This is a genomic window from Dactylosporangium sp. NPDC049140 (assembly GCF_040648435.1).
Genome location: NZ_JBEZDS010000065.1, coordinates 1 through 25,497, shown reverse-complemented (window position 1 = coordinate 25,497; position 25,497 = coordinate 1). Strand labels below are relative to the sequence as shown.

Below are 25,497 nucleotides of genomic sequence, written 5' to 3'. Positions count from 1 at the left end.
GTCGTGCGGGTGGACGATCTGGTGGCGCGGGCCCTGCGGGAGTTCAACGAGCGCATCGACGTGTACGACCCCGCCCCGGGCCCGGCGGTGGCCGAGGTGCGCGTCGGCGAGCAGGTCATCGCCCTGCGCGCGCCGGTCGCGAAGGCCCTCGCGGAGGCGCTGCGCTCCTACGCCGACCCGCGCGACCGCGGCCCCTGCGACCACTGCGGCGGCCCGCGCCTGGACGACAACTTCGTCTGCGCCGACTGCGGCCGCCCGAGCGGCGTCTTCGGCCGCCTGCTGGCCGAGCGCGTCGCCCGCTACGACCCGCCGTCCGAGCTGTCCTGAGCCCGGATCCTCGCCAGCAGCGCCGGGACCCAGTGCCCGCCGTAGCGCGCCTGCAGCTCCGGACGGCGCCAGTCGTCGCCGGTGACCACGCCGGCGACCGCATCGGGGTGCAGGAAGCAGTCAGCCTCCGGGAGCGCGGTCATCGCCCCGCGGCCTCGCGGAGGCGGGCGAACTCGGCGGCCAGGGCCGGCAGCTGGTAGTGGGCGTTCAGGCCGCTCGGGTTCGGCAGGATCCACAGCCGCGTCGGCAGCAGGGCGTCCGAGTCCTGCGGGCCGACCTTCGCCGCCTGGGTGCCGAAGGCGACCCGGAACGCGGTCACGCCCAGGACGGCCAGCCAGCGCGGCGCGTACTCGGCCACCTTCGCGCGCAGGAGAGTGCCGCCCGCGGTCAGCTCCTCGCGGGTCAGCTCGTCCGCCCGGGCCGTCGCGCGGGCGGCCAGGTTCGTGATGCCCAGGCCCCAGCCCGGCAGGAGGTGCTGCTCGTCCGGGCGCAGCTGCCGCGGGGTGAAGCCGGACCGGTGCAGGGCCGGCCAGAAGCGGTTGCCCGGGCGGGCGAAGTGGTGGCCGCTCGCCGCCGACCACAGGCCCGGGTTGATGCCGCACAGCAGGACGTCGAGGCCCGGGGCGATGACGTCGGGCAGCAGGCGGTCCGCGGCGGCCAGGAGCTCGTCGCGCGTGAAGCGCACGCGGGCGGGTGCGTGGCGGTTCACGGGCGACGGCATGCGGACAAGCATGCCAGGGCGCGCGGCCCGATCCGGCACAGTGAAAGGCATGGATCTGGAGGCGGTACTGGCGCTGTGGGACTCGCCGGTCGACGAGCGGGCCGACGCCGTCGCCGATTTTCGGCGGTACTACGCCGATCCCGTGCCGGTGAACGGGGTGCCCGTGTCCGCCGAGGGGCTCGTGGCCCGCGCGCGGGCGCTGCAGGCGGCGTTCGCCGACCGGCGGACCGAGATCGTGCACCGCGTCGAGACCGCGGACCGGGTCGTGATCGGGTTCTTCATGCACGTGCGGCACGTCGGGCCGTACGACACGCCGTTCGGGCGGGTCGCCGCGACCGGACGGCCGCTGCGCATCCGCGTCAACGACATCCTGACCGTTCGCGACGGGCTCATCACCGACATCTGGGTGATGAGCGACGACGTGGACCTGCTGCGCCAGCTGGGGAAGCTGCCCTCTAGCGTCTGAGGCATGAGCGAGCGGCGGTTGATTTCGAGTGGGTCGACGTTCGAGCGGGAGATCGGGTACTCCCGCGCGGTGGTGGACGGCGACTGGGTGCACGTGTCCGGCACGACCGGGTTCGACTACGCCCGCATGACGATCTCGGACGACGTGGTCGAGCAGGCCGAGCAGTGCTGGCGCAACATCGACGCGGCGTTGAAGGAGGCCGGGGCCTCGCCGGCCGACGTGGTGCGGGTGCGGTACCTGCTGCCCGACGCCGCGGACTTCGAGCCCTGCTTCCCGGTGCTGCGGCGGTGGATGGGCGACGTGCGGCCGGCGGCCACCATGCAGGTCTGCGGGCTCTCGGACCCGCGGATGCGCATCGAGATCGAGGTGACCGCGCGCCGCCGGTCCAAGCTGGGCTGGCCCGCGTAACACAGCCCGGCGACAAAGTGCCCGGGTGACAGAAATCAGTCAGTCATCCGACAGGGTGATTCCCAGGGCCGTGGCGAAGAGGCCCAGCAGCTCCTCCGCGTCGACGCCGGTCATCGTGGCGCCCTCGAGGCCCTCGATGCCCGCCGCGCCCCCGAGGGTGCACGACTCGAAGCGGGCCCCCGCCGCGGCCGCGCCCGTGAAGGTGGCGCCGGTCAGGTCGCAGCCGCTGAACGTGGCCCCGGTCAGGTCGGCGTCGGTAAAGTCGGCGCCGGTCAGGTCGGTCGAGGTGAAGAAGACGGAGTGCAGCTGGGCGTCGCGGAAGACGCTGCGCTCGGCCCGGCAGTCGCGCACCGTCACGTCACGCAGGGTCCCGCCCAGCCACTGCAGGTCGGCCAGGCCGCAGTCGCGCAGCGTGACGCGGTGCAGGACGGCGTGATCGGCGTGCACGTGGTCGAGTGCGGTGCGTTCGAGCAGGCAGTCGGTGAGGATCGCGCCCGACAGGGCGGTGCCGGTCAGGTCGGCGCGGTTGAAGCGGCACTGCACGAACTCGGCCGACTTCGCGCTGCGGCCGGTCAGGGCCAGGTCGTAGAAGCCGATGGCCTGGTAGGCGGCGCCGTCGCGCAGGTCGTCCTCCTCCAGCGTGCCCAGCGTGAGGGCGCGTGGCGGCCGGGGGCGGGCCGGGCCCGGGCGGGCCGCGGAGACCGTCGGGAACGCGCCGGTGGCGAAGGTGCCGGCCGAGAAGATGCGGCCCTGGGCCGCGTGGCGCGGGGTGGGGCGCACGCCGGAGGGTGACGGCTGGGAGGGGACCGCGGGCAGGGCCATGGATGTGACGTTAGTGGCTGGAGTGACAGTGCGTCACGGCGGGCCGCCGGGTGTCGATCGGAAACCAGGGCGCGGGTGAAAATCACGGGGCAATCGCGCGGGCGCATGCCTATTCTTGTGCGCGTCATGTCTGAAACGCCCCAGCCGGCCGCCCTGAGCGAGCTGCGCGCTCGCCTCGCCGGGCTCATGCCCCAGGATCAGCATCGGCTGCGCCGCCGTCTCGACGGGGCCAAGCGCTCCAAGAACGCGCAGGGCATCGCCGAGGCGATCAGGGCCGACGTCGAGCGCGCCGAGCAGCGGGTCGCCGCCCGCCGCGCCGCGCTGCCCGCGATCAGCTACCCGGAGCAGCTGCCGGTCAGCCAGCGCAAGGACGAGATCCTGGCCGCGATCCGCGACCACCAGGTGGTGATCGTGGCCGGCGAGACCGGGTCGGGCAAGACGACCCAGCTGCCGAAGATCTGCCTCGAGCTCGGCCGCGGGGTCACCGGCCAGATCGGGCACACCCAGCCGCGGCGGATCGCGGCCCGGACCGTGGCCGAGCGCATCGCCGAGGAGCTCGGCACCGACCTGGGCGCGACCGTCGGCTTCAAGGTGCGCTTCACCGACCAGTCGTCGGAGCAGACCATGGTCAAGGTCATGACCGACGGCATCCTGCTCGCCGAGATCCAGCAGGACCGGCTGCTGCGGCGGTACGACACGCTCATCATCGACGAGGCCCACGAGCGCAGCCTGAACATCGACTTCATCCTGGGGTACCTCAAACAGCTCCTGCCCCGCCGCCCCGATCTCAAGATCATCATTACGTCGGCCACGATCGATCCCGAGCGGTTCTCCCGGCATTTCGGGGACGCCCCGATCGTCGAGGTGTCGGGGCGCACCTACCCCGTCGAGGTCCGGTACCGGCCGATCGAGGACGAGGAGGACGCCGACCAGTTCGACGCGATCTGCCTGGCCGTCATGGAGCTGCAGGACGAGGGCCCCGGCGACGTGCTCGTCTTCCTCAGCGGCGAGCGCGAGATCCGCGACACGGCCGACGCCCTGACCAAGCTGGACCTGCCCGGCACCGAGATCCTGCCGCTGTTCGCCCGGCTCTCCTTCGCCGAGCAGCACCGGGTGTTCCAGGCGCACAGCGGGCGCCGGGTGGTGCTGGCGACGAACGTGGCCGAGACCTCGCTCACCGTTCCCGGCATCAAGTACGTCGTGGACCCCGGCACGGCGCGCATCTCGCGGTACAGCCACCGCCTGAAGGTGCAGCGCCTGCCCATCGAGCCCGTCTCCCAGGCCTCGGCCAACCAGCGCAAGGGCCGCTGCGGGCGGACCTCCGACGGCATCTGCATCCGCCTGTACAGCGAAGAGGACTTCAACGCCCGGCCCGAGTTCACCGACCCGGAGATCCTGCGCACCAACCTGGCGTCGGTCATCCTGCAGATGATCGCGCTCGGCCTCGGCGACCTCGGCGCGTTCCCGTTCATCGACCCGCCGGACCGGCGCAACGTCACCGCCGGGGTGCAGCTCCTGGAGGAGCTCGGCGCACTTGATCACAAACAGGCCCTGACCGCGCTCGGGCGCCGCCTCTCCCAGCTGCCGGTCGACCCGCGGCTGGCCCGGATGGTGCTGGAGGCCGACAAGAACGGCTGCGTGCGCGAGGTCATGGTGATCACCGCGGCCCTGTCCATCCAGGACCCCCGCGAGCGCCCGGCCGACAAGCAGGCCCAGGCCCAGCAGTCGCACGCCCGCTTCGCCGACAAGGACTCGGACTTCACCGGCTACCTGAACCTGTGGAACTACCTGCAGGAGAAGCAGCAGGAGCTGTCCAGCAACCAGTTCCGCAAGCTGTGCCGGGCCGAGTACCTCAACTACCTGCGCGTGCGCGAGTGGCAGGACATCTACAGCCAGCTGCGCCAGGTGCTCAAGACGATGGACGTGACCCCGAACGAGCAGCCCGCGGCCCCGTTGCCGATCCACGTCTCCCTGCTGACCGGACTGCTGTCGCAGATCGGGCTCAAGGACGCGGAGAAGAACGAGTACGTCGGCGCGCGCGGCGCCCGCTTCGCGGTGAACCCGGGCTCGGCCCTGTTCCGCAAGACGCCGCGCTGGGTGATGGCGGCCGAGCTCGTGGAGACCACGCGGCTGTGGGCCCGGGTGGTGGCCCGCATCGAGCCCGAGTGGATCGAGCCGCTGGCCCAGCACCTCGTGAAGCGGCAGTACAGCGAGCCGCACTGGGAGCGCAAGCAGGCCGCGGTGATGGCGGTGGAGCGCGTGACGCTGTACGGCGTTCCGATCGTCACCAACCGGAAGGTCAACTACGGCCGCATCGACCCGGCGCTGTCCCGCGAGCTGTTCATCCGCCACGCCCTGGTCGAGGGCGACTGGGAGACCCACCACGCCTTCTTCGCCGAGAACCGCCGGCTGCTCGGCGAGGTGGAGGAGCTCGAGGCCCGGGCCCGCCGGCGCGACCTGCTCGTCGACGACGAGACGCTGTTCGAGTTCTACGACGGAAGGCTGCCCGAGGAGGTGGTCTCCGGCCGCCACTTCGACAGCTGGTGGAAGCGGACCCGGCGGGAGTCTCCGGACCTGCTCACGTTCGACCCGGCGATGCTCGTCAACGCCGGAGCGGAACCCCTGGAGGCGGCCAGGTACCCGGACGCGTGGGAGCAGGACGGGCGCCGTTTCGCGCTGACGTACCAGTTCGAGCCGGGCACCGAGGCCGACGGCGTGACGGTCCACATCGGACTGCCGCTGCTCGGCTCGGTCCGCCCCGGCGACTTCGCCTGGCAGGTGCCGGGCCTGCGCGAGGACCTCGTGACGGCGCTCATCAAGTCGCTGCCGAAGGCGACCCGGCGCAACTTCGTCCCGGCCCCCGACACCGCCCGCGACGCGCTCGCCGAGATGCCGCCCCGCGACGGCGACCTCCTCGACGCGCTGGAGCTGACGCTGCGGCGGATGACCGGGGTCTCGGTGCCGCGGGCCGAGTGGGACTGGCCGAAGGTGCCCGAGCACCTCAAGATGACCTTCCGGATCGTCGACGACGCCGGCAAGGTCCTCGGCGAGGGCAAGGATTTGACGGTACTGCGGGAGCGCCTGGCCCCGAAGGTGCAGGAGACGGTCGCCGAGGCGGCCGGGGACGTGACCCGCGAGGGCGCCACGACCTGGGAGTTCGGCACCCTGCCGCGCAGCCTGTCGCGCACGGTCGCCGGGCACACGCTCACCGTCTACCCGGCCCTGGTCGACGACGGCGCCTCGGTCTCGGTCCAGGCCTTCGACCTGCCGGCCCGCCAGCAGTACGAGATGTGGCGCGGCACCCGCCGCCTGCTGCAGCTCACGCTTCCGCCGCCGGCCCGGTTCGTGCAGGGCCGCCTGTCCAACGAGGCGAAGCTGGCGCTGAGCCGCAACCCGCACCGCAACGCCGTCGACCTGCTCGAGGACTGCGCGGCCGGCGCGGTCGACCAGCTCATGACCGACGCGGGCGGCCCGGCGTGGGACGAGGCCGGCTTCGCCGCGCTGCGCGACAAGGTGCGGGCCGACCTGGTCGACCTGACCCTCGACATCGTGGGCCGCGTCCGCAAGATCCTCGCCGCCTCCTACGACGTCGAGCAGCGCCTGGCCCGCACGAAGAACCCGCTGCTGCTGCCGGCCCTGACCGACATGCGCGCGCAGCTGGGGCGGCTGGTGTACCGCGGCTTCGTCACCGACACCGGCTGGCAGCGACTGCCGGACCTGGAGCGCTATCTGCGCGGCATCGAGCGGCGCCTGGAGAAGGTGCCGACGGACACCGGGCGCGACCGCGACCGGATGCTCACGGTGCAGGAGGTGCAGCGGGAGTACGACCAGCTGGCGGCCACGATGACGATGACGCCGCAGCTGCGCGAGATCCGCTGGATGATCGAGGAGCTGCGCGTCGGGCTCTTCGCCCAGGCCCTCGGCACCGCCTACCCGGTCTCCGACGTGCGCATCTACCGGGCCATGGACGCGCTGCCGTCCTGAGCCCGGCGGTGCAGCACCGGGGCCAGGGCCGCGACGACCGCGACCAGCCCGGCCAGGCCCAGCAGCGACCGCCCGAGCCCGATCACGTCGGCGAGGGCGCCGATGAGCGGCGGTCCGACCAGGATCGAGCCGTATCCGATGCTGGTGACGAGCGCGATCGCCTCCGCGGGCCGGTCGGTCTCTCCGGCGGCGCTGACCGCGGCCGGGAACACCAGGCACACGCCCAGGCCCCACAGCAGCGCCCCGGCGTAGGCCGGCGCGGCGGCCGGGGCGAGCACGGCGGCGACGATGCCGGCCACGCCGAGCAGCGCGCCCAGGCGCACGGCGCCGGAGCGGCCGAGGCGGGCGACGGCGGCGCTGCCCGCGAACCGGCCGGCGGTCATCGCGGTGGCGAACACGGTGTACCCCAGCGCCGCCGAGGCCTGCGAGAGGCCCCGGCCGGTGTCGAGGTACAGCGCCAGCCAGTCGCCCGCGGCCCCCTCGGCCACCGTCGCGCACAGCGTGATCAGCCCGATGAGCAGCAGCGCCCGGCTCATCGGGGCGCGCGGACGCCCGTCGGCGGCGGCCGGGGCGGCGGCGCGCTCGTCGAGGTAGAGGGCCAGGCCGGCGTACGTGACCGCGAGCGATACGACCGCGGCGATCGCCAGGTGCGGGGCGGCGCCGAGGCCGGCCCGGGCCGCGAGGGAGCCGGCGGCCGCCCCGCCGATCGAGCCGAGGCTCCAGCAGGCGTGGTACCGCGGCATCCACTCGCGCCCGGCCGTGCGGTCCACGAAGCTGCCCTGCACGTTCATGGCCACGTCCCAGGAGCCGTACGCGAGCCCGAGCACGAACAGCGCCCCGGCGAGCGTCCACAGCCCGCCCGCGAGCCCGGCCGCGGCGAGCGCGGCGACCGCGACCACCGCGGTGCCGGCCACCCAGGCGCGGCTGCCGAAGCGGCGGCAGGCGTGCCCGGTCACGGGCATGGAGACGAGTGAACCGAGGCCGAGGGCGAGCAGGGCCCGGCCGAGCTCGCCCGGGCCGATGCCGAGCCGCTCGACGACCGCGGGGATGCGCGAGACCCAGCCGCCGACGACCGCGCCGCTGGCCGTGAAGACGAGGGCCGTGCCCAGCGCGGCCCGGTTCAAGACCGGCTAGAGGTCGTCGGGCCGGCGGAAGGTGATGGTCCGGTCGTCGCCGGGGCCCGCGTTGGGGTTCGGCTGGATGATCTGCGTCGGTCCGCCGGGGGCGCCGCCGAAGTTCGGGTTGATCATCTGGGTCTGCGCGGCCGGCGGACCGTAGGTCTGGGGCGGCGGAGCGCCGTAGGCCGGCGGCGGCGGGGACCCGTAGGTGGTCGGGGCCGGCGCCCCGTAGAAGCCCTGGGGCGCGGGGACGACCGGATGCATGCCCGTTTCGGGCTCGTTGCGGTCCTTGCGCCGGAAGTAGAAGAGGCTGCCGATGAGGCCGAGCGCGCCGACGATCGCGATGATGCCGACCCACAGGCCCAGGCCCATGCCGCCGCCGCTGTCGCTGGTCTTGTCGGTGCCCGCGTCGGTCGTCGCGATGGCGACGCCGTTGCCGGCCTCCGGCACGGCGAAGCTGCCGTCCTCGGTGAGGCCCGGGGTCTCGCTCGCCGACAGGCTCGAGGTCTTGGTCGGCTTGGCCGACTTCGTGGTCGCCGAGGGGGTCGGCCCGACGGCGCGCAGCTGGAAGTTGTCGGCGTTGCCGCCCTCGACCGCGATGCGGCCGGCCGCCTGCCCGGCGGTCTTCACCGTCAGGGCGATCGCGCCGTTGGCGGACTTGCCGACGGCCAGGGTGCCGTTGGAGCGGCACGTCGCCGCGTGGCCGCCGCCGCCGACGGCGCAGCCGGGGTTGTCGCCCGCCTCCAGCACCGCGTTGCCCGGTGCCGTCACGACCACGGTCAGGCCGGTGATCGGCTGCTTGGTGTTGTTCCTGATCGTGAAGCCGACCTGGACCTTGTCGCCGACCTTGCCCTGGACGTTGCCGTTGGCGACCCTGAGCTCGAGCTGGTCGGCGGCCCACGCGGGCGTCGCGGCGAAGGCGATCAGGCCGACGCCGAAGGCCGCGACGGCTCCAGCCGCCGCGCTCCAGCGTCGCATCCTTGAATCAGTCATAGCTTCGGCGGACATTAGCAGGATTTGTCAACGGTCGCCGTCCGCCGACCGGTCGGACGAATCGGGCAGAGGCGTCTGAAACAGGCGGAACAGCCACCACAGTGACGGGGTCAGGATGGCGATACCACCGAGGACGGCCCACAGGGTGGCGCGCGTCACGGCGGGCGTCGCGGCGGTGGCGGCGACGGTCGTGGCCGGCGGGAGCAGGTACGGGTGCTGCGCCGCCGCCCAGCCCCACAGCACGGCGGCCACGGCGAGGCCGCCGGTGACCCGCACGGCGACGTAGCGCCCGGCGGCCAGCAGCCCGATCGAGGCCAGCCCGGCCAGGGCCGAGAGCACGACCAGCGCGGCCGGCACCGGGCGCAGCAGCCGGTCGGCGAGCCAGCCCGCGTCGGCCTCCACGACGATCAGCCCGGCGACGGCCAGCACCCCGGTGCCGGCCCCGGCCCACAGCGCCCGCCGGCGCATCGCCGGGACGAGGTCCGGGTCGTGCCGCTGGGCGTCGAGGCAGAGGAAGACCGCGGCCAGGTACGCGCACACCGCCACCGCGAGCGCGCCGGTCGCCACCGAGGTCGGGTTCCACCAGGACGTGAGCAGGTCGCCGCGCCCGGCCGTCCAGGGCGGCACCCGCCCGGAGGCGATGCCCCCGGCCACGGCGCCGAAGAAGAACGGGGTGACGACCGAGGAGAACGCGAACAGCGCGCCGAAGATGCGCTGCCGGCCGACCGTGTCGCTGGTCTTGCGGAACGCGAACCCGGCGCCGCGGCCGATGATCCCCAGCGCGGCGCACGTGAGCGGGATGTACATCGTCGCGGCCACGCCCGCGAAGACGGCCGGGAAGCCGGTCCACAGCAGCACCACGGCGAAGATGAGCCAGACGTGGTTGGCCTCCCACACCGGCCCGATCGCGTGCTCGATGAGCGTGCGCTGGCGGCGGCCGGAGCGGGCGCCGCCGGCGAAGAGATCCCAGAACCCGGCGCCGAAGTCGGCGCCGCCGAAGAGGGCGTAGGCGGTGACGGCGGCGAAGAGCACGCCGAGGAGCGCGTCGGCGGCCCGCATCACGGCACCGGGAAGGTCTCGACGTCGGACTCCTGCGGCGCGACGGGCGCCGGTCGGTCCCTCGCCAGGCGGCGCAGGACGAACACGGTGGCGACGGTCAGCAGCGCGTACACGATCGTCAGCACGAGGAGACCGACGCGCAGCCCGGGCGCGGTGTTCACGGCGTCGTGGGTGCGCAGGATGCCGTAGACCACCCACGGCTGGCGTCCGGTCTCGGTGGTGGTCCAGCCGGCCTCGAGGGCGAGCACGGCGGCCGGGCCGCACAGCGCGGCCGCGCGCAGGAACCACCGGTACCAGAGCCGCCGCGGGCCGGCAGGGTCTCCACTGACGAGGCCTGTGTCGCTTGTCAGCCACTCGCGGCGGAAGCGCCAGATGAACGCGAACAGGGCGGCGACGCCGAGCATCGCGAAGCCGGCGCCGACCATGAGCTGGAAGGACCAGTGCACGATGTTGACCGGCGGGCGCTGGTCGGCGGGCACCGCGTCCAGCCCGGTGATCTCCGCGTCCGGGTCCCAGTGGGCCAGCAGCGACAGCGCGTTCGGGATCTCGATGGCGTACCGCAGCTCGCCGTCGATCACGACCCCGCCGACGTGCAGCGGGGCGCCGCGCTCGGTGGGGAACAGCCCCTCCATCGCGGCCAGCTTCGCCGGCTGGTAGTCGGCGACGTAGTGCGCGGCCCAGTCGCCCACGCCGACCTGGACCGGGGCCATGACCGCGGCCACGGTGAACGGCACCAGGAAGCCGAGCCGGTGGTAGCGGTCGGTGCGCCCGCGCAGCATGCCGACCGCGTAGACCGACGCCATGCAGAAGCCGGTGACCATGAACGCGGCGACGAGCATGTGCACCGACTGCGGGCCGGTGGCCCGGTTGAACATCGCGCCGAGCGGGTCGACGCCGGTGATCCGGCCGTCGACGAGGTCGAAGCCCTTGGGCTGGTTCATCCAGGCGTTGGCGCTGACCACGCAGAAGGTGCCCACGATGCCGGCCAGCAGGATCGGCACGGCCGACCACATGTGGACCTTGGCCGGGAGCCGGTCCCAGCCGTACAGGTAGATGCCCAGGAAGATGGCCTCGACGAAGAACGCGAAGCCCTCCAGCGTGAACGGCAGGCCGATCACCTGGCCGTAGGTGCCCATCAGGCCCGGCCAGAGCAGGCCCATCTCGAAGCTCAGGATCGTGCCGGAGACGGCGCCGACGGCGAAGAGGACGCCCATGGCGCGGGCCCAGCGCCGGGCCAGCAGCCGGTACTCGACCAGCCCGGTCCGGTGCCCGCGCCACTCCATGAACAGGGTGATCGCGGGCATGGCGACGCCGAAGCTCGCGATGATGATGTGCCAGCCGAGGCTGAGGGCCATCTGGGTGCGTGCGGCCGCGAAGTCCCCGGGTGTCGCGGCCTCGGCGAGAACGGTCAACGGTTCCACAAGCCCGTTCTATCCCCGCGCGGGGCGGCCATGCCCATCGGTCCGTATGAAAGCGGCGTTGAACACGTTCGGGAACTTTTTACGATTCTTACGAGTAGCATGCCTACATGTTCCGTGCCTACCCCTAGGCCTCGCCGGCGGTGCCGCTGAACTGCGCGAGCGCGAGCAGGAGGGTCAGCACGACGAACCCGGCGTAGACGAGCCGGCGCCGCCGGATGTTCTCGTACGCGTGCCACCAGGCGATCGCCGCCTCCGACACCGGGCCCGCGATGAAGCTGCTGCGCCGCCTGGGCACGACGATCGGGGCGAGGCGGACGGCGGTGCTGACGTACACCCGGCGCGTCTGCGGTTGTTCCGGACGCTCGGGGGTGACCGTGATCTGGTGCTCGTCGTCATGCGCCGGGTCGTGGTCCTCCGCACTGAACCAGCGCTCGGAGCGGCGGTGGAAGGTCCGGTCCAGAAACTGCTCGGCCGCGGCCGCCTGCCCGAGCCGGGTGCGCTGCAGTTCCAGCCACGGCCAGCGGGTCGCCACGTCGGTGAGGACGTCGACGTAGAGGTGGTCGGCGTCCTCGTCGCCGCCGACGACCCGGGAGGAGTCCCGGCGCAGGGGCTCCAGGTGACGGGTGACGAAGGCGACGTAGTCGGGCGGCGGCTCCGATGTCATCCGCATCACACCTACGCGCATGGCTTCATCGTGACCCTGTCGCCGGGGTTTGGAAATGGGGTTGCCTTGCTCCCGGATGGCATGATCGGCCCCGTGGGCTCCGCGTTGCCCGTTGGCCGGGAGATCCTCATCCCCGGCGAGCTGTCGGTCGCCATCGACGAGGGTGGCATCCGCACGGCTTCCGGCATGCTGCCCGCGTTGCTGTACACGACCGACGGCCTCGCGCGGTACGGCCAGCGCGAGATGGTCTTCGCCGTCACGCGCACCGGCGCGCCCGCGCCCGGGTTCCCGTTCACCATGGCCCGCACCGTGCACCGCTTCGCGGCCGAGGGCCGGCTGGTCGACGCCGGCGACGTGAGCGTCTTCGGCCGCCCCGGCGTGGACGTCGACGAGCGGGTCACCGGCTTCGTCTACGCCGACCCGCCGGCCACCCTCCCGTCCACTGTGGACCTGGCCCGCCCCCCGCTGGTCGCGCTGCCGCTGCTGGGCGGGGAGACCGCGGTGGTACAGCGCTTCGGCCACGCCCGGGTGCTCGCGCTGCTCGGCGCGCAGGAGCGGTACTACCCGCACCCGTGGTGGTTCCGGCCCGGGCGCGCCCCGGTGCTGGACGACGCCGAGTTCCGCGCGGCCACGATGCTGTCCCGCGCGCCCGCGTACAACCTGCCGTTCCTGCACGTCGTGCACGACGGCGACCGGCTGGAGCTGTCCGTGGCGGCCGAGGAGCTGCCGGCGCTGCGCGAGGCGATGCGGGAGGCGCCGGAGGTGTGCGCGTACCTGCCGGGGCTGGCCGGCACCCCGAAGACCTATGTGTGGGCGCCCGGGCAGTCCGGCCCGGCCGCGATCGTGGCCCCCGGCGGCGAGCGGGCCACCCGGCTCGCCTGCAACTTCCTGCTGCTCATCCGCGGCGCGGCGGACGGGCCCCGGCCGCCGACCGCGCGTCAGGTCGAGGACGGTTTCGCGGTACTGCTGACCGGCGCCATGCACGCCCGGCTGCTGCAGGCCGTGGAGGCCGGCCGGCCGGTCGAGATCGGCCTGCCCGGCGGGGCCGTGCGCGCGCTCGCGTTCCGGGTCGTCGACGGCGCGGCGGACCCGGAGCCGGCCGCGGGCGGCCCGGACGCGGTGAACGCGATGCCGCCGACGCTGCTCAACGGCGTACCGGCGGCGACCACGATGGACGCGACCGCCGCGGGGCCGGCGGCGCCGCGGCCGCCGGGCCGCATCGTGCTGCTCACCAGCGAGGAGCAGCTGCGGCAGGCGACCACCCCGGCCGAGCTCAGCGACTTCCTCGACCGGGCCCGGCGCGTGGTGGAGGGCCTCTTCGCGGGCGTGCGCCACCACACCGAGGAGCTGATGGTGGAGTTCCGCCTGGCCCCGAACCGCCCGGTGGCGGTGCGCATCATGGCGCGGCCGATCGCTCCCCCGCGCGAGCTGCTGGTGGTGCTGGAGCGGCAGCTGCAGCAGCTGCCGCCCCCGTCGATCCACTACACGGAGGTGGCCTTCCAGCTTCACCTGCCGATCGGGCCGGCGCTCTCCTGAGCGGCCTTGAGCGCCCACCACACCAGGGGAATCTGGAGTGGGACGCGCCCCCAGGCGACGGCCCGGCGGGCCGGGGATGCGTGCCGCCAGTCGATCGCCATCTTCACGTTGGCGGGGAGGACGGCCACGAAGAACCCGGCCGCCGCCAGCCCGGCCGCGCGGCGGGTGCGCGGGTGCAGCAGCCCGGCCGCGAGGGCGAGCTCGGCCGCGCCGCTCACGTACGTGTACGCCCGAGCCGGCCCGGGCAGCACGCGCGGGACGATGCGGTCGTACGGCCGGGGCTTCGCGAAGTGCGTCACCCCGGCCGCGCCGAGCAGAGCGGCCAGCGACAGCGCGGCGTTACGCGCCATCGTTGAGGCGGACGACCATCTTGCCCAGGTTGTCGCCCTTGAGCATGCCCAGGAACGCGTCCACGGCGTGGTCGATGCCGTCCACGAACGTCTCGGCGACCTTGACCTTGTTCGCGCGCAGCCAGCCGATCATCTCCTCGGTGAAGGCCTCGCGGCGCGACCAGTGGTCGAGCACCAGGAAGCCCTGCAGCGTCAGGCGCTTGCTGATGAGCAGGCTCAGGTTGCGGATGCCCTTGGCGTCGGGGGTGTTGTACTGCGAGATCGCCCCGCACACCGCGATCCGCCCGTGCAGGTTCATCCGGAACAGCGCCTCCTCCAGCTGCTCGCCGCCGACGTTGTCGAAGTACACGTCGATGCCGTCGGGCGCGAGGCGCTTGAGCTGGCCGCGGATGTCGCCGTCGCGGTAGTTGAAGGCGGCGTCGAAGCCGAGCTCCTCGGTGAGGTACCGAACCTTCTCGGCCGACCCCGCCGAGCCGATCACCAGGCGGGCGCCGCGCAGCCGGGCGATCTGCCCGACCAGCGTGCCCACGGCCCCGGCCGCGCCGGAGACGAACACCGTCTCCTCGGGGCGCATCCGGGCCACGTCGAGCAGGCCGGCGTAGGCGGTCAGGCCGGGCATGCCGAGCACGCCGAGGTAGGCCGAGGCCGGGGCGGCCGCGGTGTCGACGGTCCGGACCCGCTCGGCGTCCAGCAGCGCGTACTCCCGCCAGCCGAGCCCGTGCAGGACGCTCTCGCCGACCTTCACGTCCGGGCTCTGCGAGGCGACGACGGTGCCGACCGCGCCGCCGTCGAGGGGCGCGCCGAGCTGGAAGGGCGGCACGTAGGACTTCACGTCGTTCATCCGGCCGCGCATCGCGGGGTCGACGGACATGACGTCGTTGCGGACCACGACCTGGCCGGGGCCGGGCTCCGGCACGGGCTCGGTCCTGAGCTCGAAGTCCGATGTGGACGGAAAGCCGCTCGGGCGCGCCGCGAGGTGCCAGACCCGGTTCGTCGCGCTCATGCCGCAACCTCCGCTTCGCTCCGGCCGCGCCATGAGGAAGGCTGTGCCAGCCGATGAGCGGCCACTCCGCTCCGCTCCGTACCGCTCATGCCGCTACCTCCGCTTCGCTCCGGCCGCGCCATGAGGAAGGCTGTGCCAGCCGATGAGCGTGGCCGCTCATGCCGAGACCTCGATGTGCACGTCGATGTTGCCGCGGGTCGCGTTGGAGTAGGGGCAGACCTGGTGCGCGGCGTCGGCCAGCGCCTGGGCGGTGCCGGCGTCGGCGGCGGGCAGGGTGACCGTGAGCCAGACCTCGAGACCGAAGCCGCCGGCGCCGTTGGAGCCGATGCCGACGCGCGCCTGCACCTGCGAGCCCTCGACCGCCGGGAGCGCGTTCTGGCGGCGCGCCACGCTGCGCAGCGCGCTGTGGTAACAGGCCGCGTAGCCGGCCGCGAACAGCTGCTCCGGGTTTGTCGCCTCGCCCGCGCCGCCCATCTCCTTGGGCGTGCGCACGTCGAAGTCGAGGATCCCGTCGGAGCTGGTCACGTGCCCGTTGCGGCCGTCGCCGGAGGCGGTGACGTCAGCGGTGTAGAGCACCTGCATCGATTTCTCCCTGTCGCTGGAGTGCGGCGGTGAGCCGCACGAGGGTGTCGCGGAGCTCCGCGAGCTCGCCGATGTCGAGGCCGCCGTCGCAGATCAGGCGGGCCGGGATGCCGGCCGCCCGGGTCCGCAGCGCCGAGCCCTCGGCGGTCAGGCGCACGGTGACGGAGCGCTCGTCGTCGCGGCGTCGCTCCCGCGCCACGAGGCCGGCCGCCTCGAGGCGCTTCAGCAGCGGCGACAGCGTGCTGGAGTCCAGCCGCAGCGCCGCGCCGAGATCCTTCACGGTCCGCGTGTCCTGCTCCCAGAGGGCGAGTAGGACGAGGTACTGCGGGTAGGTGAGACCGAGCTCGTCGAGCAGCGGCCGGTAGCGCGCCGTGACCGCGTGGCCGGCGGTGTACAGCGCGAAGCAGACCTGTCGGTCGAGCGGAAGGACGTCCACGGACATAGCCTAGCGCACGATTAAGTCGTGCGCGACTTAAGTCGCCTCCGTCATACTCGTCCCGTGCCCGTGCCCCGGTACGCCCTGTGGTCCTCCGCCGCCGCGCCCGTGCTCCTCATCGGCGGCTGGACGCTCGCCGCGGCCCTGCAGCGCGGCGGGTTCGACGCGTTGCACGAGACGATCAGCGCCCTCGCCGCCACGGACGCCGACCACCGCTGGGTGATGACCCTGGCGCTGCTGGGCGTCGGGGTCTGTCACGTCGTCACCGCGCGCGGGCTGGCGCCGCTGGCCCGGCCGGCCCGGGTGATGCTCGGCGCGGGCGGGGTCGCGACCGTGCTCGTCGCCGCCTTCCCGCTGCCGGCCGGCGGGCGGTCGGCCCCGCACCAGGCCGCCGCCACTGTCGCGTTCGCCTGCCTCGCGCTGTGGCCGGCCCTGTGGCGGCCCGCGGGGAGTGGCCCGGTCCGGCCGCCGGTGCGCGTGATGGTCCCGGCGGCCCTGGTCCTGGCCGTGCTCGTGCTGCTGTTCGCCGTGGCGCTGGGCACGGGCGTGCTGGTCGGGCTGGCCGAGCGGCTGGCGGCCGGCGCCCAGGCGGTCTGGCCCCTGGTCACCGTGCTGCTGCTGCGGCGCGTCACCCGTCGATGAGGGTCGCGGCCTTCTCCGCGATCATGTAGACGGGCGCCATCGTGTGGCCCCGGTTGATTCGCGGCATGACCGAGGCGTCCACGACCCGCAGCCCGGCCAGCCCGCGCACCTTGAGCGCGGGGTCGACCACCGACCCGGGGTCGTCGCCCATGCGGCAGGTGCCGACCGGGTGGTAGAGCGTCTCGCAGTTGCGCCGGATCGAGGCGGCCGTGGCGTCGTCGTCCAGCACGCCGTCGTACGGCGCCATGGGCTCCCCGACGAAGGGCTTGAGCGCCGCCGTGGCCGCGATCCGCTCGGCCTGGCGCAGGCCCCACAGGAGCGTGTCGAGGTCGCGCGGGTCGTCGAGGTAGCCGGGCTCGATCACCGGCGGCTCGGCCGGGTTGGCGCTCGCCGGCGTGACGGTGCCGCGGCTGGCCGGCTGCAGCAGGACCACGCCGATGGTCAGGCCGTGGCCGGGCGGGGGGACCAGGCCGTGCTCGATGAACGGCACCGGCGCGAAGATCACCTCGATGTCGGGCGCGCCGCCGCCGCGGGCGAGGAAGGCGACGGCCTCGGCCACGTTGGACGAGAGCATGCCGGTGCGGCCGATCAGGTAGCGGGCCAGGCTGCCGAGCGACTCGGCGGCGACCATGGTGATCGGCTGCGGGCAGGTGACGACGACCCCGGCGCTGAGGTGGTCCTGCAGGCCGGCGCCGACCCCGGGCAGCTCGTGCACGGGGGCGATCCCGGCCGCGCGCAGCCGGTCGGGGTCGCCGATGCCGGAGAGCTGCAGGATGTGCGGGGAGCCGACCGCGCCCGCGCACAGCAGCACCTCGCGCTGGGCGGTCACCTCGCGGACGGTGCCGTCGGCGGCGCGGTACGTCACCCCCGTCACCCGCTTGGTGTCGCCCGGCCCGGACAGCCGCAGCCGGTCGACGGTCGCCCCCGTCACCACGGTCAGGTTGGCGCGGCGCACGGCCGGGCGCAGGTAGGCGTCGGCCGCGCTGTGCCGGGCGCCGCGGCGCTGGGTGACCGGGGTGGGGGAGAAGCCGCTGTTGTCCGGGCCGTTGAGGTCCGGCCGCTCGGCGATGCCCACCTCGCGGCACGCCTCCAGGAAGGCCGCCGTGATCGGGCTCGGGCTGCGCAGCGCCTCGACGTGCAGCGGCCCTTCGGGGTGCAGGATGCGCCCGAAGTACGGCAGGACGTCGGAGTAGGACCAGCCGGGCACGCCCCAGCCGTCGTAGTCGGCGGCGCAGCCCCGGATCCACATCTGGGCGTTGATCGAGGTCGAGCCGCCCAGGGTCTTCCCGCGCGGCCAGTACAGCTCCCGCCCGGCGAGCCCAGGCTGCGGCGCGGTGCGGAAGTTCCAGTCGTACTCGGTCGTGAACAGCTTGCTGAACGCGGCCGGGATGCGGATCTCGCGGGCCTTGTCCGGGCCGCCCGCCTCCAGCAGGACGACCCGGTTGCCGGGCGCGGCCGAGAGGCGGTTGGCCAGCACGCACCCCGCGGGGCCGGCCCCCACGATCACATAGTCTGCGCCGTCCGGCGCAATGTTCGCCGCAGGCATGCCCTACTTGTACTCGTCGATGGCCCTCAGCTTCAAGGGGTTGGCGACCATGTAAACGCCCGCGATGCGCCCGTCGACGACGTTGACGCTGAGGGTGTACCGGCGGCGGCCGTCCATGAGCCGCACCGGGTGCCCGTTGAGCAGCGCGGGCCGGTCGGTGAGGTACCGCCCGGTGACGGCGACGAAGAACCGGATCGCCTTGACCCGCCCCAGGATCGGCTTGCGGGCCGTGCGCGCCCGCCCGCCGCCGTCGCTCCAGATCACCACGTCGTCGTGCAGCAGCCGCTCCAGCCGCGCGACGTCGCCGCCGCGGGCCGCGGCCAGGAACCCCTCGAGCAGGCGGGTGATCTCGGCCGGGTCGGTGCTGAAGCGCGCCTTCTGGCCGAGGGCCTCGGTGGCGCGGTGGTGCAGCTGGCGGCAGTCCTCCGGGGAGCGCCGCAGGATCGCGGCGATCTCGGGGTACGGCACGGCGAAGGCGGTGTGCAGGACGTACACCGCGCGCTGGGGCGGCGTCAGGCGCTCCATGAGGTGCAGGACGGCGATCGACAGGTCGGAGGTGTCGACGGCGCCGAACGGCGACGGCTCGGTCGACACCGGCTCCGGCAGCCAGGTGCCGATGTACTCCTCGCGCCGCGCCTGCCGGGCCCGCAGCGCGTCCACGGCGAGCCGGGCCACGACCCGGGTGAGGTAGCGGCGCGGCTCGGCGACGTCGGACCGGTCGGCGGCGCTCCAGCGCAGGTACGCCTCCTGCAGCACGTCCTCGGCGTCGTGGACGCTGCCGAGCATCCGGTACGCGAGGCCGTAGAGCATCGGCCGGTGCTCGACGAAGTCCATACGTGCCTCTACCACTAGGGTTCCCCCATGAGCAACTGGCGCCATCTCCCGCCGGCCGCCCGCGCGATCGCCGTGGCCTCCGCCGAGGCCGTCGAGGCGGCGCGGGCGCGCGACGAGGCGGCGTACGCGGACGCGGCGGAGCGACTCGGCGGGCTCGACCCGGAGCAGACCGGGCGGGTGCTCGGCGCCGTGGTGCGGACGCTGCTGGAGGAGCGGCACCCGGACGGGCTCGACGGCGACGACATCCGGGCGGCGCTGGAGCACGCGGTGCGCTCGGCCGCGGCCTGGCGGGAGGTGGACCCGCAGGTCATGGTGGTGCTGCTGGTCGGGGCGCTCGGCATTCACGAGACCGACGAGGACGCCCCGGTGCCGCCGCGCGCCCTCGCCGCGCACGCGCCGCTGCTCATCGACGACCTGCTGGGTGAGCGGAGCTTCGCCGCGCTCCTGACCCGGGCCTTCGCCGAGATCGAGCGCGCGGAGATCAACGACTGACGCCCTCTAGCGGAACCCGCCGCGGAACCGGCGGAAGAAGCCGCCCTCCTGGGGCAGCGGCGGCGCGGCCGGGGGTGCGGTCGCGCGTTGCCGGGCGATCGGCCGGTCGTAGTCGGTCCGCGCGATGGCGTCGATGATCTGCTCCTCGGTGAAGTGCTCGGAGCCCTCGATCATCGGTACGAACCCCACGAGGATGCCGTCGCGCATCACCTGCGCCTCCAGGCCCGCGGTGCCGTCGGTGTCCCAGACCGCGAGCCGGCCGTCGAAGAGCTGCACCCGCACGCCGAACTGGCTCAGTCCGGCCTTCGCCATTTCCACATGAGCCGGCACGCCGCGTTGCCGCAGCGCGTCGACGACCCTTCGCGCCTCGAACTCATCCATCCCGGAACGCTAGCTCGTAACGCTGTGAGATGCCTGAACGCGAGGCGCGAGGATCATGTACGACGGCGGGAAACCGTCACTTCGACGGCTGCGGAAGCGCACAATTGATCTTCGGGTTGACCCCGAGGTAGTTCAGCGGCCCGGCAATGATGGTGACCACGATGGTGCCGGCCTTGGCGCAGTTCGCGTCGTCGCTGTTGAAGTATCCGCGCTGACCGGCCGCAATGATGCCGATGATCAGCCAGATGACGAGGATGACCCCGCCGATCGAGGAACCCCTGCCCACAGCCTGCCTCCTTCTGAAAGAGATCGACGGATAGATACCCCCGGGCCGGGTTGTGGCAAACCCCGCCCGTGACCTGGGTCGCTTTCGCTGTCGGCTTGGCAGCAATGGGGGAGTGAACGCCCCCGGCGGGCGCCTAGCGTGCCTGACGCACCTTCTGATCGAGCGACCTTGGAGTACGGCGGATATGAGCGACGACTACACGAACTTCAGCACCGACCTCGACGGCAACGGCACCGACGACCCGGCGGCGATCTACACGCTGGACGACGGCAGCAACGTGCTCGTCGGCGACCTCGACCACGACGGCCAGATGGACATCGCGGCCCTCGACAGCGACGGCGACGGCGTGTACGAGCAGGCCTACGACCCGGCCACGGGCGTCACGACGGACCTGACCGACGACGCCGCACCGGACTACGACGGCTCGGGCGGCAACCTCGACGGCGACGTCTCCGGCGCCGGGGATGCGTCCTCGGGCGGTGGCTACTGGGACGCCGGTGCGGTCTCCGACATGATGGAGATGCAGCACGAGACCGCGATGACTGTGATCAACAACATCTGACCCGTTCGCCTGCCGGCCGCCCGGAGCGCCTTGCCGCGCACCGGGCGGCCGTTATACATGATCCCTGTGACCTCGCTCAGCCCGCTGCTCGTCGCCGACCTCGTCGGCATCGCCGTCTTCGCGGCCTCCGGCGCCACCGCCGGGGTGGTCAAGCGGCTCGATCTCTTCGGCGTGGTGTTCGTCGGCTTCACCGCGGCGCTGGGCGGCGGGATCATGCGCGACGTCTTCATCAACGTCCAGCCCAACGCGTTCGCGGACTGGCGCTACGCCGTGGTCGCCGCGCTGTGCGCGGGCGCGGCCTTCTGGCTCCACCCGGCCGTGAGCCGGCTGCGCTGGACGGTGCTCGTGCTCGACGCCGCCGGGCTCGGGCTCTTCGTGGTGACGGGCACGCTCAAGGCGCTCGACGCCGGGGTGCCGCCGATCGGGGCCTGCATCATCGGCATGATCACGGGGATCGGCGGGGGGCTGGCCCGCGACCTGCTCACCGGCGAGATCCCGACCGTGCTGCGCCGTGAGATCTATGCCGTGGCCGGGCTGCTCGGGTGCGCCTCCGTGGCCGCGCTGGACGCCACCGGGGTGCAGCGGCCGGCGGCCATCGCGCTGGCCGCCACCCTCACCTTCGTGCTGCGCATGGTGGCGATCCGCCGCAACTGGTCGGCGCCGACGCCGAGCCCGAATCCGCCGGAGCATTCCTGACACAAGGTGGCAGGAATAGCCGCGAGGATCTGAGGCATGACTGGATTCGCGAGCCTCATCATGGTCAACATCGACTGCGCCGAGCCCCCGGTGCTGGCCACCTTCTACGGCGAGGTCCTGGGCTGGGAGGTGACGCACAGCCAGGCCGAGTACGCCATGATCAGCGACGGCACGACGTCGGTCGGCTTCGGGCAGCTGCCCGCGTACGAGGCGCCGACGTGGCCCGAGGGGCCGACGCCGAAGCAGTTCCACCTGGACTTCTACGTCGACGACCTCGCCGACGCGGAGCAGCGGGCGATCAAGCTCGGCGCGACGAAGCCGGAGTTCCAGCCGGGGGGCGACCGGTACACGGTGCTGCTCGACCCGGCCGGCCACCCGTTCTGCGCCTGCCTGCGCTCGTAGCTACCGCGTCAGGCTCGAACCGGAGACGGACGGCGGCCGCGCGCCCAGGAAGAAGATGCCGGGGAAGCCGTCCGTCTCGAAGCCGGCGCTGGGGTTCTTGCGCAGCGTCGAGCCCTCGATCGACATGGTGCCGGTGCGGTCGTTGCTGACGAAGAACACCGCGCCGCCGCCCTCGTTGGCCTTGTTCTGCTCGATCAGGGTCCCGGCCAGCTTCAGGGTGAAGTTGTCGCCGTCGAGGTAGATCGCGCCGCCGCTGCCCCCGCCCGGGGTGCCCGAGCGGGCCGGGTTCGCGCCCCGCCCGACCGCCGAGTTGTACGAGAAGACGCTGTTGAGCACCGTCCACGACACCTGGATGCTGCTCAGCGCGCCGCCGTTGGCGCACACCCCGCCCTGGCCCGAGGCGCCGCCGAACGTGCTGCCGACGATGTAGACGGGCTGGTTGTGGTACTGGCTGAGGACCCGCACGGCCGCGCCGCCGAGGTCGGGGCCGGTGTCGTCGCAGCGGTTGCGCACGAACTTGGTGTTGACCGCCTTGAAGCGGCCGCCGCGCACGAAGATCGCGCCTCCGCCCCCGCCCTCGGTCTTGTCGCCGGTCGAGTTGCCGTCGGCGAAGAGGATGTTCTGCACCGTCAGTGCGGGGGTCGCCTGGTCCTGGCAGTGGTCGGTGGTCCACTCCAGGGCCTTGTCGCAGGTGTTCTGGTACAGAATCCGGCGCTTGCCCTCACCGCTGAGGGTCACCTTGCCGCCGCCGTCGATGACGACCTTGGCCGAGCGGTTGCGCACCTTCGCGGTCTGCTTGACCACGATGGTCACCGGGTCGGGCCCGCAGTTGAAGGTGATCACCCCGCCGGTCGACACCGCGGCGACGAACTTCTCGGAGGTGCAGCCGGCCGCGCTGCCGTCGCCGACCACCGTGGTCGGCGCGGACGCGTTCTCGGCCTTGGCCTCGGCGGGCACGGCGGCCTTGCCGTTGGGGTTGCCGAACGCGAAGGGCTGGGAGGCCGCCGCCCCGGTCTTCGACGCGCCGGGCGCGGCCCCGAGGGCGCCGGAGCCGTCCGGGTCGGCCGAGCCGGACGACGGCCCGGCGGAGCTGTCGGACGGCCGGGCGCCGGGGTCGGCCGTCGCCGGCTTGTCGTCGCCGCAGCCCGCCAGCGCGAGCGTGGTCACCAGCAGTAGTGCCCCGAGCCGCTTTCGCATTGGGCGATCCTACTCAGCGGCGGCGCTTGAGTTCACGCTCCCAATCGACCGCGGCCGCCTCCAGGGCCTCCGTGGTGAGGTCGAGCGTGACCGGATAGTCGAACGTCATCGCCTGCTCGTCGTCGCCCAGCCACGCGGGCGCGGTCGCGCGGGAGAAGCCGACGACAAGGCGGGGCTCGCCGACCTCGTGCTCGTCGATCGTGAACGACAGGTCGGCGAACGCGAGCCGCTCCGGCAGCTCGATGCGGCCCTTCGCCGCCTTGAGCAGCCAGTCCGCGAGGCGCTTGGCCTCCTCCGCGGTCAGGCACGGCTCCCGGAACCGCCAGGCCCGCCCGTCGAGCGCGTCGACGACCCCCTCCACGAGCAGCGGCTCGCCGGCCGCCTTGATCGCTCGCAGTTCGACGAAGGCCCCGGTGCGCGTCTGCAGTTTCACCGGCCCAGCATCGCAAACCGCAGGGGCGCTCACTTCAGGCGAAAGGGCGGATACGGTACCCCCATGAGACCGCACTTGGCCGAGCAGCTCGACATGCGGCCGCACCCCGAGGGCGGCTGGTTCCGCGAGACCTGGCGCTCGCCGGTGACCTTTGCCCCGCCCGGCTACGACGGCCCGCGCAGCGCGGCCACCGCGATCTACTTCCTGCTCCACCCCGGCGAGGAGTCGGCCTGGCACGTGGTGCGCTCCGACGAGCTCTGGTTCTGGCACTCGGGCGGCCCGCTGACGCTGCGCCTGGGCGGCTCCGGGGAGCGCCCGGGGCCCGGCCCGGAGGCGCTGCTCGGCGCGGACGTCGCGGCCGGGCAGCGCCCCCAGGTGTTGATCCCGGCCGGCACGTGGCAGGCCGCGGCGCCCGCGGGCGACGAGCCGGTGCTGGTCAGCTGCGTCGTGGCGCCCGGCTTCGACTTCGCGGACTTCCGCCTGGCCGACTGACTGCAGCCCGCCATGCGGCTCGGCCCCGGGCCGCCGCGCGGCCGGGCCTCAGCCCGTCACTCGCCGCGCGAAGCGGAACGCGTAGATGTTCGAGATCTTCACGCCGCCGCGCTCGGTCGAGGCGTGCACCATGCGGCCGCCGCCGATGTAGATGCCCACGTGGCCCGAGCTCGGGAACACGAGGTCGCCCGGCTGCAGCTCGCCCCGGGACACCGGGCGGCCCACGCCCGCGAGGCCGCCGGTCGAGCGGGGCAGCGCGAGGTCGAGGCCGCGGTAGGCGGCGACGACGAGCCCCGAGCAGTCGAACGCGTCCGGGCCGGTCGAGCCGAACGGGTACCGCTTGCCGACCTGGGCCATCGCGAACCCGACGACCCCGCCCGAGGGCACCGTCACGGCCGGCGGGGCTTCCGGGTCACGCGGGGCCTGGTCGCGAGCGGCCGGGTCCCGGCGGGCCGGACGGCGCGGGGCTTCGTCGCGCGGGGCCTGCCGCGACTGGCCCGCGAGGCCCTGGTACCCGGGGCCCGGGCCGACTCGGTGACGGGCGCGGCCGTCGCCGGTGCGGGCGGTGCGGGCGGGGGCGCGGGCGGCTCGGCGCGGCGGATCCCCCGGTAGGCGCCGCGGAGCTCGGCGAGGCGGTCCGGGAACTCGGCGGCGACGGCCGCCGTGCGGACCTCGGGGGCCGCCGCGGCCGGGGCCGCGTGAGTGGTGTTCGCGCTGATCAGGGCCCCGCCGAGGACGGTGCAGACGGCGGTGCAGGCGGTCGTGGCCGCCGCTAGGTGGCGGCGTGCGTCATGACTGGACAGGTGTGGCTCCCCCGCCGGCGCGGCGGCGGAATCGGCCCGCCGCGCCGGATCGGAGACCCGGGCAGTGATCACTGCCCAGAGCCAAACTAGAACCGACAGGACGGATATGTCGGTCATTTGCCCGAAAAATTCCCGCATCGGCGGGGGTTCATCCCGGGTGTACCGCGGAAGAAACGTCCCGTCGATCAACCATTCGACGCCGGTGGCTCCGGATCGGAGATGTCGGCCACCGTGGCGCCCAGCGCCCCGATTGCGGCGTCCGCGGCCACGGCCAGGGCCACGCCGTGCTGGCCGCCGCCCAGGCTGATCTCGCGGCCCTGGATGCGCTCGTCGGCGATGACCGGCCACGCCGTCGTGGCGCCGAACGGGGTGATCGTGCCGCGCTCGAACCCGGTCGCGGCCTTGGCCGTGGCGGCGTCCGGCATCGACATGCGCGCCACCCCGAGCAGGGCGCGCAGCTTCGGCCAGGAGATGACACGGCCGCCGGGGACGAGCACGAAGCGGAAGTCGTCGTCGGCGAGGCGTACGACGATGGTCTTCACGACGTCGGCGACCTCGACCCCGCGGACCGCCGCCGCCTCGGCCAGGCTGCGGACCGGCCCGTGCTCGACGACCCGGTAGGCGATTCCGCTCGCCGCGACCCCGTCGACCGCGGGATTGCCGCTCACGCCGTCACCTCCGCAGGCTCCGGTGCCGGCGCGACGAAACTGTGCCCATGGTGAGCGGCCCCTCCGCTCCGCTCCGGACCGCTCACGCCGTCACCTCCGCAGGCTCCGGTGCCGGCGCGACGAAACTGTGCCCATGGTGAGCGGCCCCTCCGCTCCGCTCCGGACCGCTCACG

At 73.5% G+C, this 25,497-nt stretch carries 32 protein-coding genes; 11 read left to right on the top strand and 21 right to left on the bottom strand.

Annotated features, from left to right (window positions below):
* Positions 1-9: 9 nt before the first annotated feature.
* Complete coding sequence (locus tag AB0B76_RS52430; RefSeq protein WP_360391836.1) at positions 10-327, top strand: hypothetical protein; 318 nt, start codon at positions 10-12, stop codon at positions 325-327.
* Here the strand turns inward: AB0B76_RS52430 and AB0B76_RS52425 are convergent.
* Both AB0B76_RS52425 and mug read right to left on the bottom strand, forming a co-directional pair.
* Positions 300-470 (bottom strand): hypothetical protein, encoded by a 171-nt coding sequence (locus AB0B76_RS52425; protein WP_360391833.1) that lies wholly within the window; start codon positions 468-470, stop codon positions 300-302. The genes AB0B76_RS52430 and AB0B76_RS52425 overlap by 28 nt on opposite strands.
* Positions 467-1,048 carry a G/U mismatch-specific DNA glycosylase gene (mug, locus tag AB0B76_RS52420; protein ID WP_360391830.1) on the bottom strand — a complete coding sequence of 194 codons (582 nt, stop codon included), beginning with the start codon at positions 1,046-1,048 and terminating at the stop codon, positions 467-469. The genes AB0B76_RS52425 and mug overlap by 4 nt, the downstream gene beginning before the upstream one ends.
* A 49-nt stretch (positions 1,049-1,097) precedes the next feature.
* Between mug and AB0B76_RS52415 the strand changes: the two genes are divergently transcribed.
* Complete coding sequence (locus AB0B76_RS52415) at positions 1,098-1,514, top strand: ester cyclase (RefSeq protein WP_360391828.1); 417 nt, start codon at positions 1,098-1,100, stop codon at positions 1,512-1,514.
* A 3-nt stretch (positions 1,515-1,517) separates the two neighbouring features.
* Positions 1,518-1,922 (top strand): RidA family protein, encoded by a 405-nt coding sequence (locus tag AB0B76_RS52410; RefSeq protein WP_360391825.1) that lies wholly within the window; start codon positions 1,518-1,520, stop codon positions 1,920-1,922.
* A gap of 39 nt (positions 1,923-1,961) precedes the next feature.
* Here AB0B76_RS52410 and AB0B76_RS52405 read toward each other — a convergent pair whose 3' ends face one another.
* The gene (locus tag AB0B76_RS52405) at positions 1,962-2,744 is read right to left on the bottom strand and encodes a pentapeptide repeat-containing protein (protein WP_360391822.1); all 783 of its coding nucleotides are present in this window, start codon (positions 2,742-2,744) and stop codon (positions 1,962-1,964) included.
* Positions 2,745-2,870: 126 nt separating this feature from the next.
* Between AB0B76_RS52405 and hrpA the strand changes: the two genes are divergently transcribed.
* Complete coding sequence (hrpA, locus tag AB0B76_RS52400; RefSeq protein WP_360391819.1) at positions 2,871-6,728, top strand: ATP-dependent RNA helicase HrpA; 3,858 nt, start codon at positions 2,871-2,873, stop codon at positions 6,726-6,728.
* Here the strand turns inward: hrpA and AB0B76_RS52395 are convergent.
* From AB0B76_RS52395 to AB0B76_RS52375, 5 genes are all read right to left on the bottom strand, one after another.
* Entirely contained in the window at positions 6,698-7,852 is a 1,155-nt protein-coding gene (locus AB0B76_RS52395) for an MFS transporter (protein WP_360391816.1), read from the bottom strand. The genes hrpA and AB0B76_RS52395 overlap by 31 nt on opposite strands.
* Positions 7,853-7,858: 6 nt before the next feature.
* Positions 7,859-8,824 carry a hypothetical protein gene (locus tag AB0B76_RS52390; protein WP_360391813.1) on the bottom strand — a complete coding sequence of 322 codons (966 nt, stop codon included), beginning with the start codon at positions 8,822-8,824 and terminating at the stop codon, positions 7,859-7,861.
* A 42-nt stretch (positions 8,825-8,866) separates the two neighbouring features.
* Positions 8,867-9,898: a cytochrome d ubiquinol oxidase subunit II gene (locus AB0B76_RS52385; RefSeq protein WP_360391810.1), complete on the bottom strand. Its 1,032-nt coding sequence runs from the start codon at positions 9,896-9,898 to the stop codon at positions 8,867-8,869.
* The gene (locus tag AB0B76_RS52380) at positions 9,898-11,319 is read right to left on the bottom strand and encodes a cytochrome ubiquinol oxidase subunit I (protein WP_360391807.1); all 1,422 of its coding nucleotides are present in this window, start codon (positions 11,317-11,319) and stop codon (positions 9,898-9,900) included. The genes AB0B76_RS52385 and AB0B76_RS52380 overlap by 1 nt, the downstream gene beginning before the upstream one ends.
* A gap of 124 nt (positions 11,320-11,443) precedes the next feature.
* The gene (locus AB0B76_RS52375; protein WP_360391804.1) at positions 11,444-12,004 is read right to left on the bottom strand and encodes a hypothetical protein; all 561 of its coding nucleotides are present in this window, start codon (positions 12,002-12,004) and stop codon (positions 11,444-11,446) included.
* A gap of 72 nt (positions 12,005-12,076) precedes the next feature.
* On the opposite strand from AB0B76_RS52375, the gene AB0B76_RS52370 reads away from it, so the two are divergent.
* Positions 12,077-13,519, top strand: a complete 1,443-nt coding sequence (locus AB0B76_RS52370; RefSeq protein ID WP_360391801.1) for a hypothetical protein — start codon at positions 12,077-12,079, stop codon at positions 13,517-13,519.
* Here AB0B76_RS52370 and AB0B76_RS52365 read toward each other — a convergent pair.
* From AB0B76_RS52365 to AB0B76_RS52350, 4 genes are all read right to left on the bottom strand, one after another.
* Positions 13,489-13,869, bottom strand: a complete 381-nt coding sequence (locus AB0B76_RS52365) for a hypothetical protein (RefSeq protein ID WP_360391798.1) — start codon at positions 13,867-13,869, stop codon at positions 13,489-13,491. The genes AB0B76_RS52370 and AB0B76_RS52365 overlap by 31 nt on opposite strands.
* A complete protein-coding gene (locus AB0B76_RS52360; RefSeq protein WP_360391795.1) occupies positions 13,859-14,872 on the bottom strand; it encodes an NADP-dependent oxidoreductase in 1,014 nt (337 codons plus the stop codon). The genes AB0B76_RS52365 and AB0B76_RS52360 overlap by 11 nt, the downstream gene beginning before the upstream one ends.
* A gap of 156 nt (positions 14,873-15,028) precedes the next feature.
* Positions 15,029-15,454, bottom strand: a complete 426-nt coding sequence (locus AB0B76_RS52355; protein ID WP_360391792.1) for an organic hydroperoxide resistance protein — start codon at positions 15,452-15,454, stop codon at positions 15,029-15,031.
* A complete protein-coding gene (locus tag AB0B76_RS52350; RefSeq protein WP_360391789.1) occupies positions 15,432-15,896 on the bottom strand; it encodes a MarR family winged helix-turn-helix transcriptional regulator in 465 nt (154 codons plus the stop codon). Before AB0B76_RS52350 ends, AB0B76_RS52355 begins: the two co-directional genes overlap by 23 nt.
* A gap of 57 nt (positions 15,897-15,953) precedes the next feature.
* Between AB0B76_RS52350 and AB0B76_RS52345 the strand changes: the two genes are divergently transcribed.
* The gene (locus AB0B76_RS52345; protein ID WP_360391786.1) at positions 15,954-16,532 is read left to right on the top strand and encodes a DUF998 domain-containing protein; all 579 of its coding nucleotides are present in this window, start codon (positions 15,954-15,956) and stop codon (positions 16,530-16,532) included.
* Here AB0B76_RS52345 and AB0B76_RS52340 read toward each other — a convergent pair.
* Together AB0B76_RS52340 and sigJ are read right to left on the bottom strand one after the other, a co-directional pair.
* Positions 16,519-18,078, bottom strand: a complete 1,560-nt coding sequence (locus tag AB0B76_RS52340; RefSeq protein ID WP_360391783.1) for a GMC family oxidoreductase N-terminal domain-containing protein — start codon at positions 18,076-18,078, stop codon at positions 16,519-16,521. The genes AB0B76_RS52345 and AB0B76_RS52340 overlap by 14 nt on opposite strands.
* Positions 18,079-18,081: 3 nt before the next feature.
* Positions 18,082-18,912: an RNA polymerase sigma factor SigJ gene (gene sigJ / locus AB0B76_RS52335; RefSeq protein ID WP_360391780.1), complete on the bottom strand. Its 831-nt coding sequence runs from the start codon at positions 18,910-18,912 to the stop codon at positions 18,082-18,084.
* Positions 18,913-18,939: 27 nt separating this feature from the next.
* Here sigJ and AB0B76_RS52330 point away from each other — a divergent pair, with 27 nt between their 5' ends.
* Positions 18,940-19,404, top strand: a complete 465-nt coding sequence (locus AB0B76_RS52330) for a hypothetical protein (RefSeq protein ID WP_360391777.1) — start codon at positions 18,940-18,942, stop codon at positions 19,402-19,404.
* 6 nt (positions 19,405-19,410) lie between these two features.
* Here the strand turns inward: AB0B76_RS52330 and AB0B76_RS52325 are convergent, their stop codons facing one another.
* On the bottom strand, positions 19,411-19,785 hold the full coding sequence (locus tag AB0B76_RS52325; protein WP_360391774.1) for a hypothetical protein: 375 nt from the start codon (positions 19,783-19,785) through the stop codon (positions 19,411-19,413).
* Positions 19,786-19,861: 76 nt separating this feature from the next.
* The gene (locus tag AB0B76_RS52320; RefSeq protein WP_360391771.1) at positions 19,862-20,071 is read right to left on the bottom strand and encodes a hypothetical protein; all 210 of its coding nucleotides are present in this window, start codon (positions 20,069-20,071) and stop codon (positions 19,862-19,864) included.
* Positions 20,072-20,255: 184 nt separating this feature from the next.
* Between AB0B76_RS52320 and AB0B76_RS52315 the strand changes: the two genes are divergently transcribed.
* The 3 genes from AB0B76_RS52315 (at position 20,256) to AB0B76_RS52305 (ending at position 21,731) form a co-directional block, all read left to right on the top strand.
* On the top strand, positions 20,256-20,633 hold the full coding sequence (locus AB0B76_RS52315) for a hypothetical protein (protein ID WP_360391768.1): 378 nt from the start codon (positions 20,256-20,258) through the stop codon (positions 20,631-20,633).
* A gap of 66 nt (positions 20,634-20,699) precedes the next feature.
* Positions 20,700-21,329: a trimeric intracellular cation channel family protein gene (locus tag AB0B76_RS52310; protein ID WP_360391765.1), complete on the top strand. Its 630-nt coding sequence runs from the start codon at positions 20,700-20,702 to the stop codon at positions 21,327-21,329.
* 36 nt (positions 21,330-21,365) lie between these two features.
* Positions 21,366-21,731 (top strand): VOC family protein, encoded by a 366-nt coding sequence (locus AB0B76_RS52305; protein WP_360391762.1) that lies wholly within the window; start codon positions 21,366-21,368, stop codon positions 21,729-21,731.
* On the opposite strand, the gene AB0B76_RS52300 is transcribed toward AB0B76_RS52305, so the two are convergent.
* Positions 21,732-22,928, bottom strand: a complete 1,197-nt coding sequence (locus AB0B76_RS52300; protein ID WP_360391759.1) for a hypothetical protein — start codon at positions 22,926-22,928, stop codon at positions 21,732-21,734.
* 13 nt (positions 22,929-22,941) lie between these two features.
* Positions 22,942-23,361, bottom strand: coding sequence for a hypothetical protein (locus tag AB0B76_RS52295; RefSeq protein ID WP_360391756.1), 420 nt, complete (start codon positions 23,359-23,361; stop codon positions 22,942-22,944).
* Between the two features lie 63 nt (positions 23,362-23,424).
* On the opposite strand from AB0B76_RS52295, the gene AB0B76_RS52290 reads away from it, so the two are divergent.
* Positions 23,425-23,853 (top strand): cupin domain-containing protein, encoded by a 429-nt coding sequence (locus tag AB0B76_RS52290; RefSeq protein WP_360391753.1) that lies wholly within the window; start codon positions 23,425-23,427, stop codon positions 23,851-23,853.
* A gap of 48 nt (positions 23,854-23,901) precedes the next feature.
* On the opposite strand, the gene AB0B76_RS52285 is transcribed toward AB0B76_RS52290, so the two are convergent.
* The 3 genes from AB0B76_RS52285 to AB0B76_RS52275 all read right to left on the bottom strand — a co-directional run bounded on the left by AB0B76_RS52285 (position 23,902) and on the right by AB0B76_RS52275 (position 25,324).
* Positions 23,902-24,246, bottom strand: coding sequence for a C40 family peptidase (locus AB0B76_RS52285; RefSeq protein WP_360391750.1), 345 nt, complete (start codon positions 24,244-24,246; stop codon positions 23,902-23,904).
* A complete protein-coding gene (locus AB0B76_RS52280) occupies positions 24,243-24,728 on the bottom strand; it encodes a hypothetical protein (protein ID WP_360391747.1) in 486 nt (161 codons plus the stop codon). The genes AB0B76_RS52285 and AB0B76_RS52280 overlap by 4 nt, the downstream gene beginning before the upstream one ends.
* Positions 24,729-24,841: 113 nt before the next feature.
* Entirely contained in the window at positions 24,842-25,324 is a 483-nt protein-coding gene (locus AB0B76_RS52275) for a YbaK/EbsC family protein (RefSeq protein WP_360391744.1), read from the bottom strand.
* Positions 25,325-25,497 lie beyond the last annotated feature (173 nt).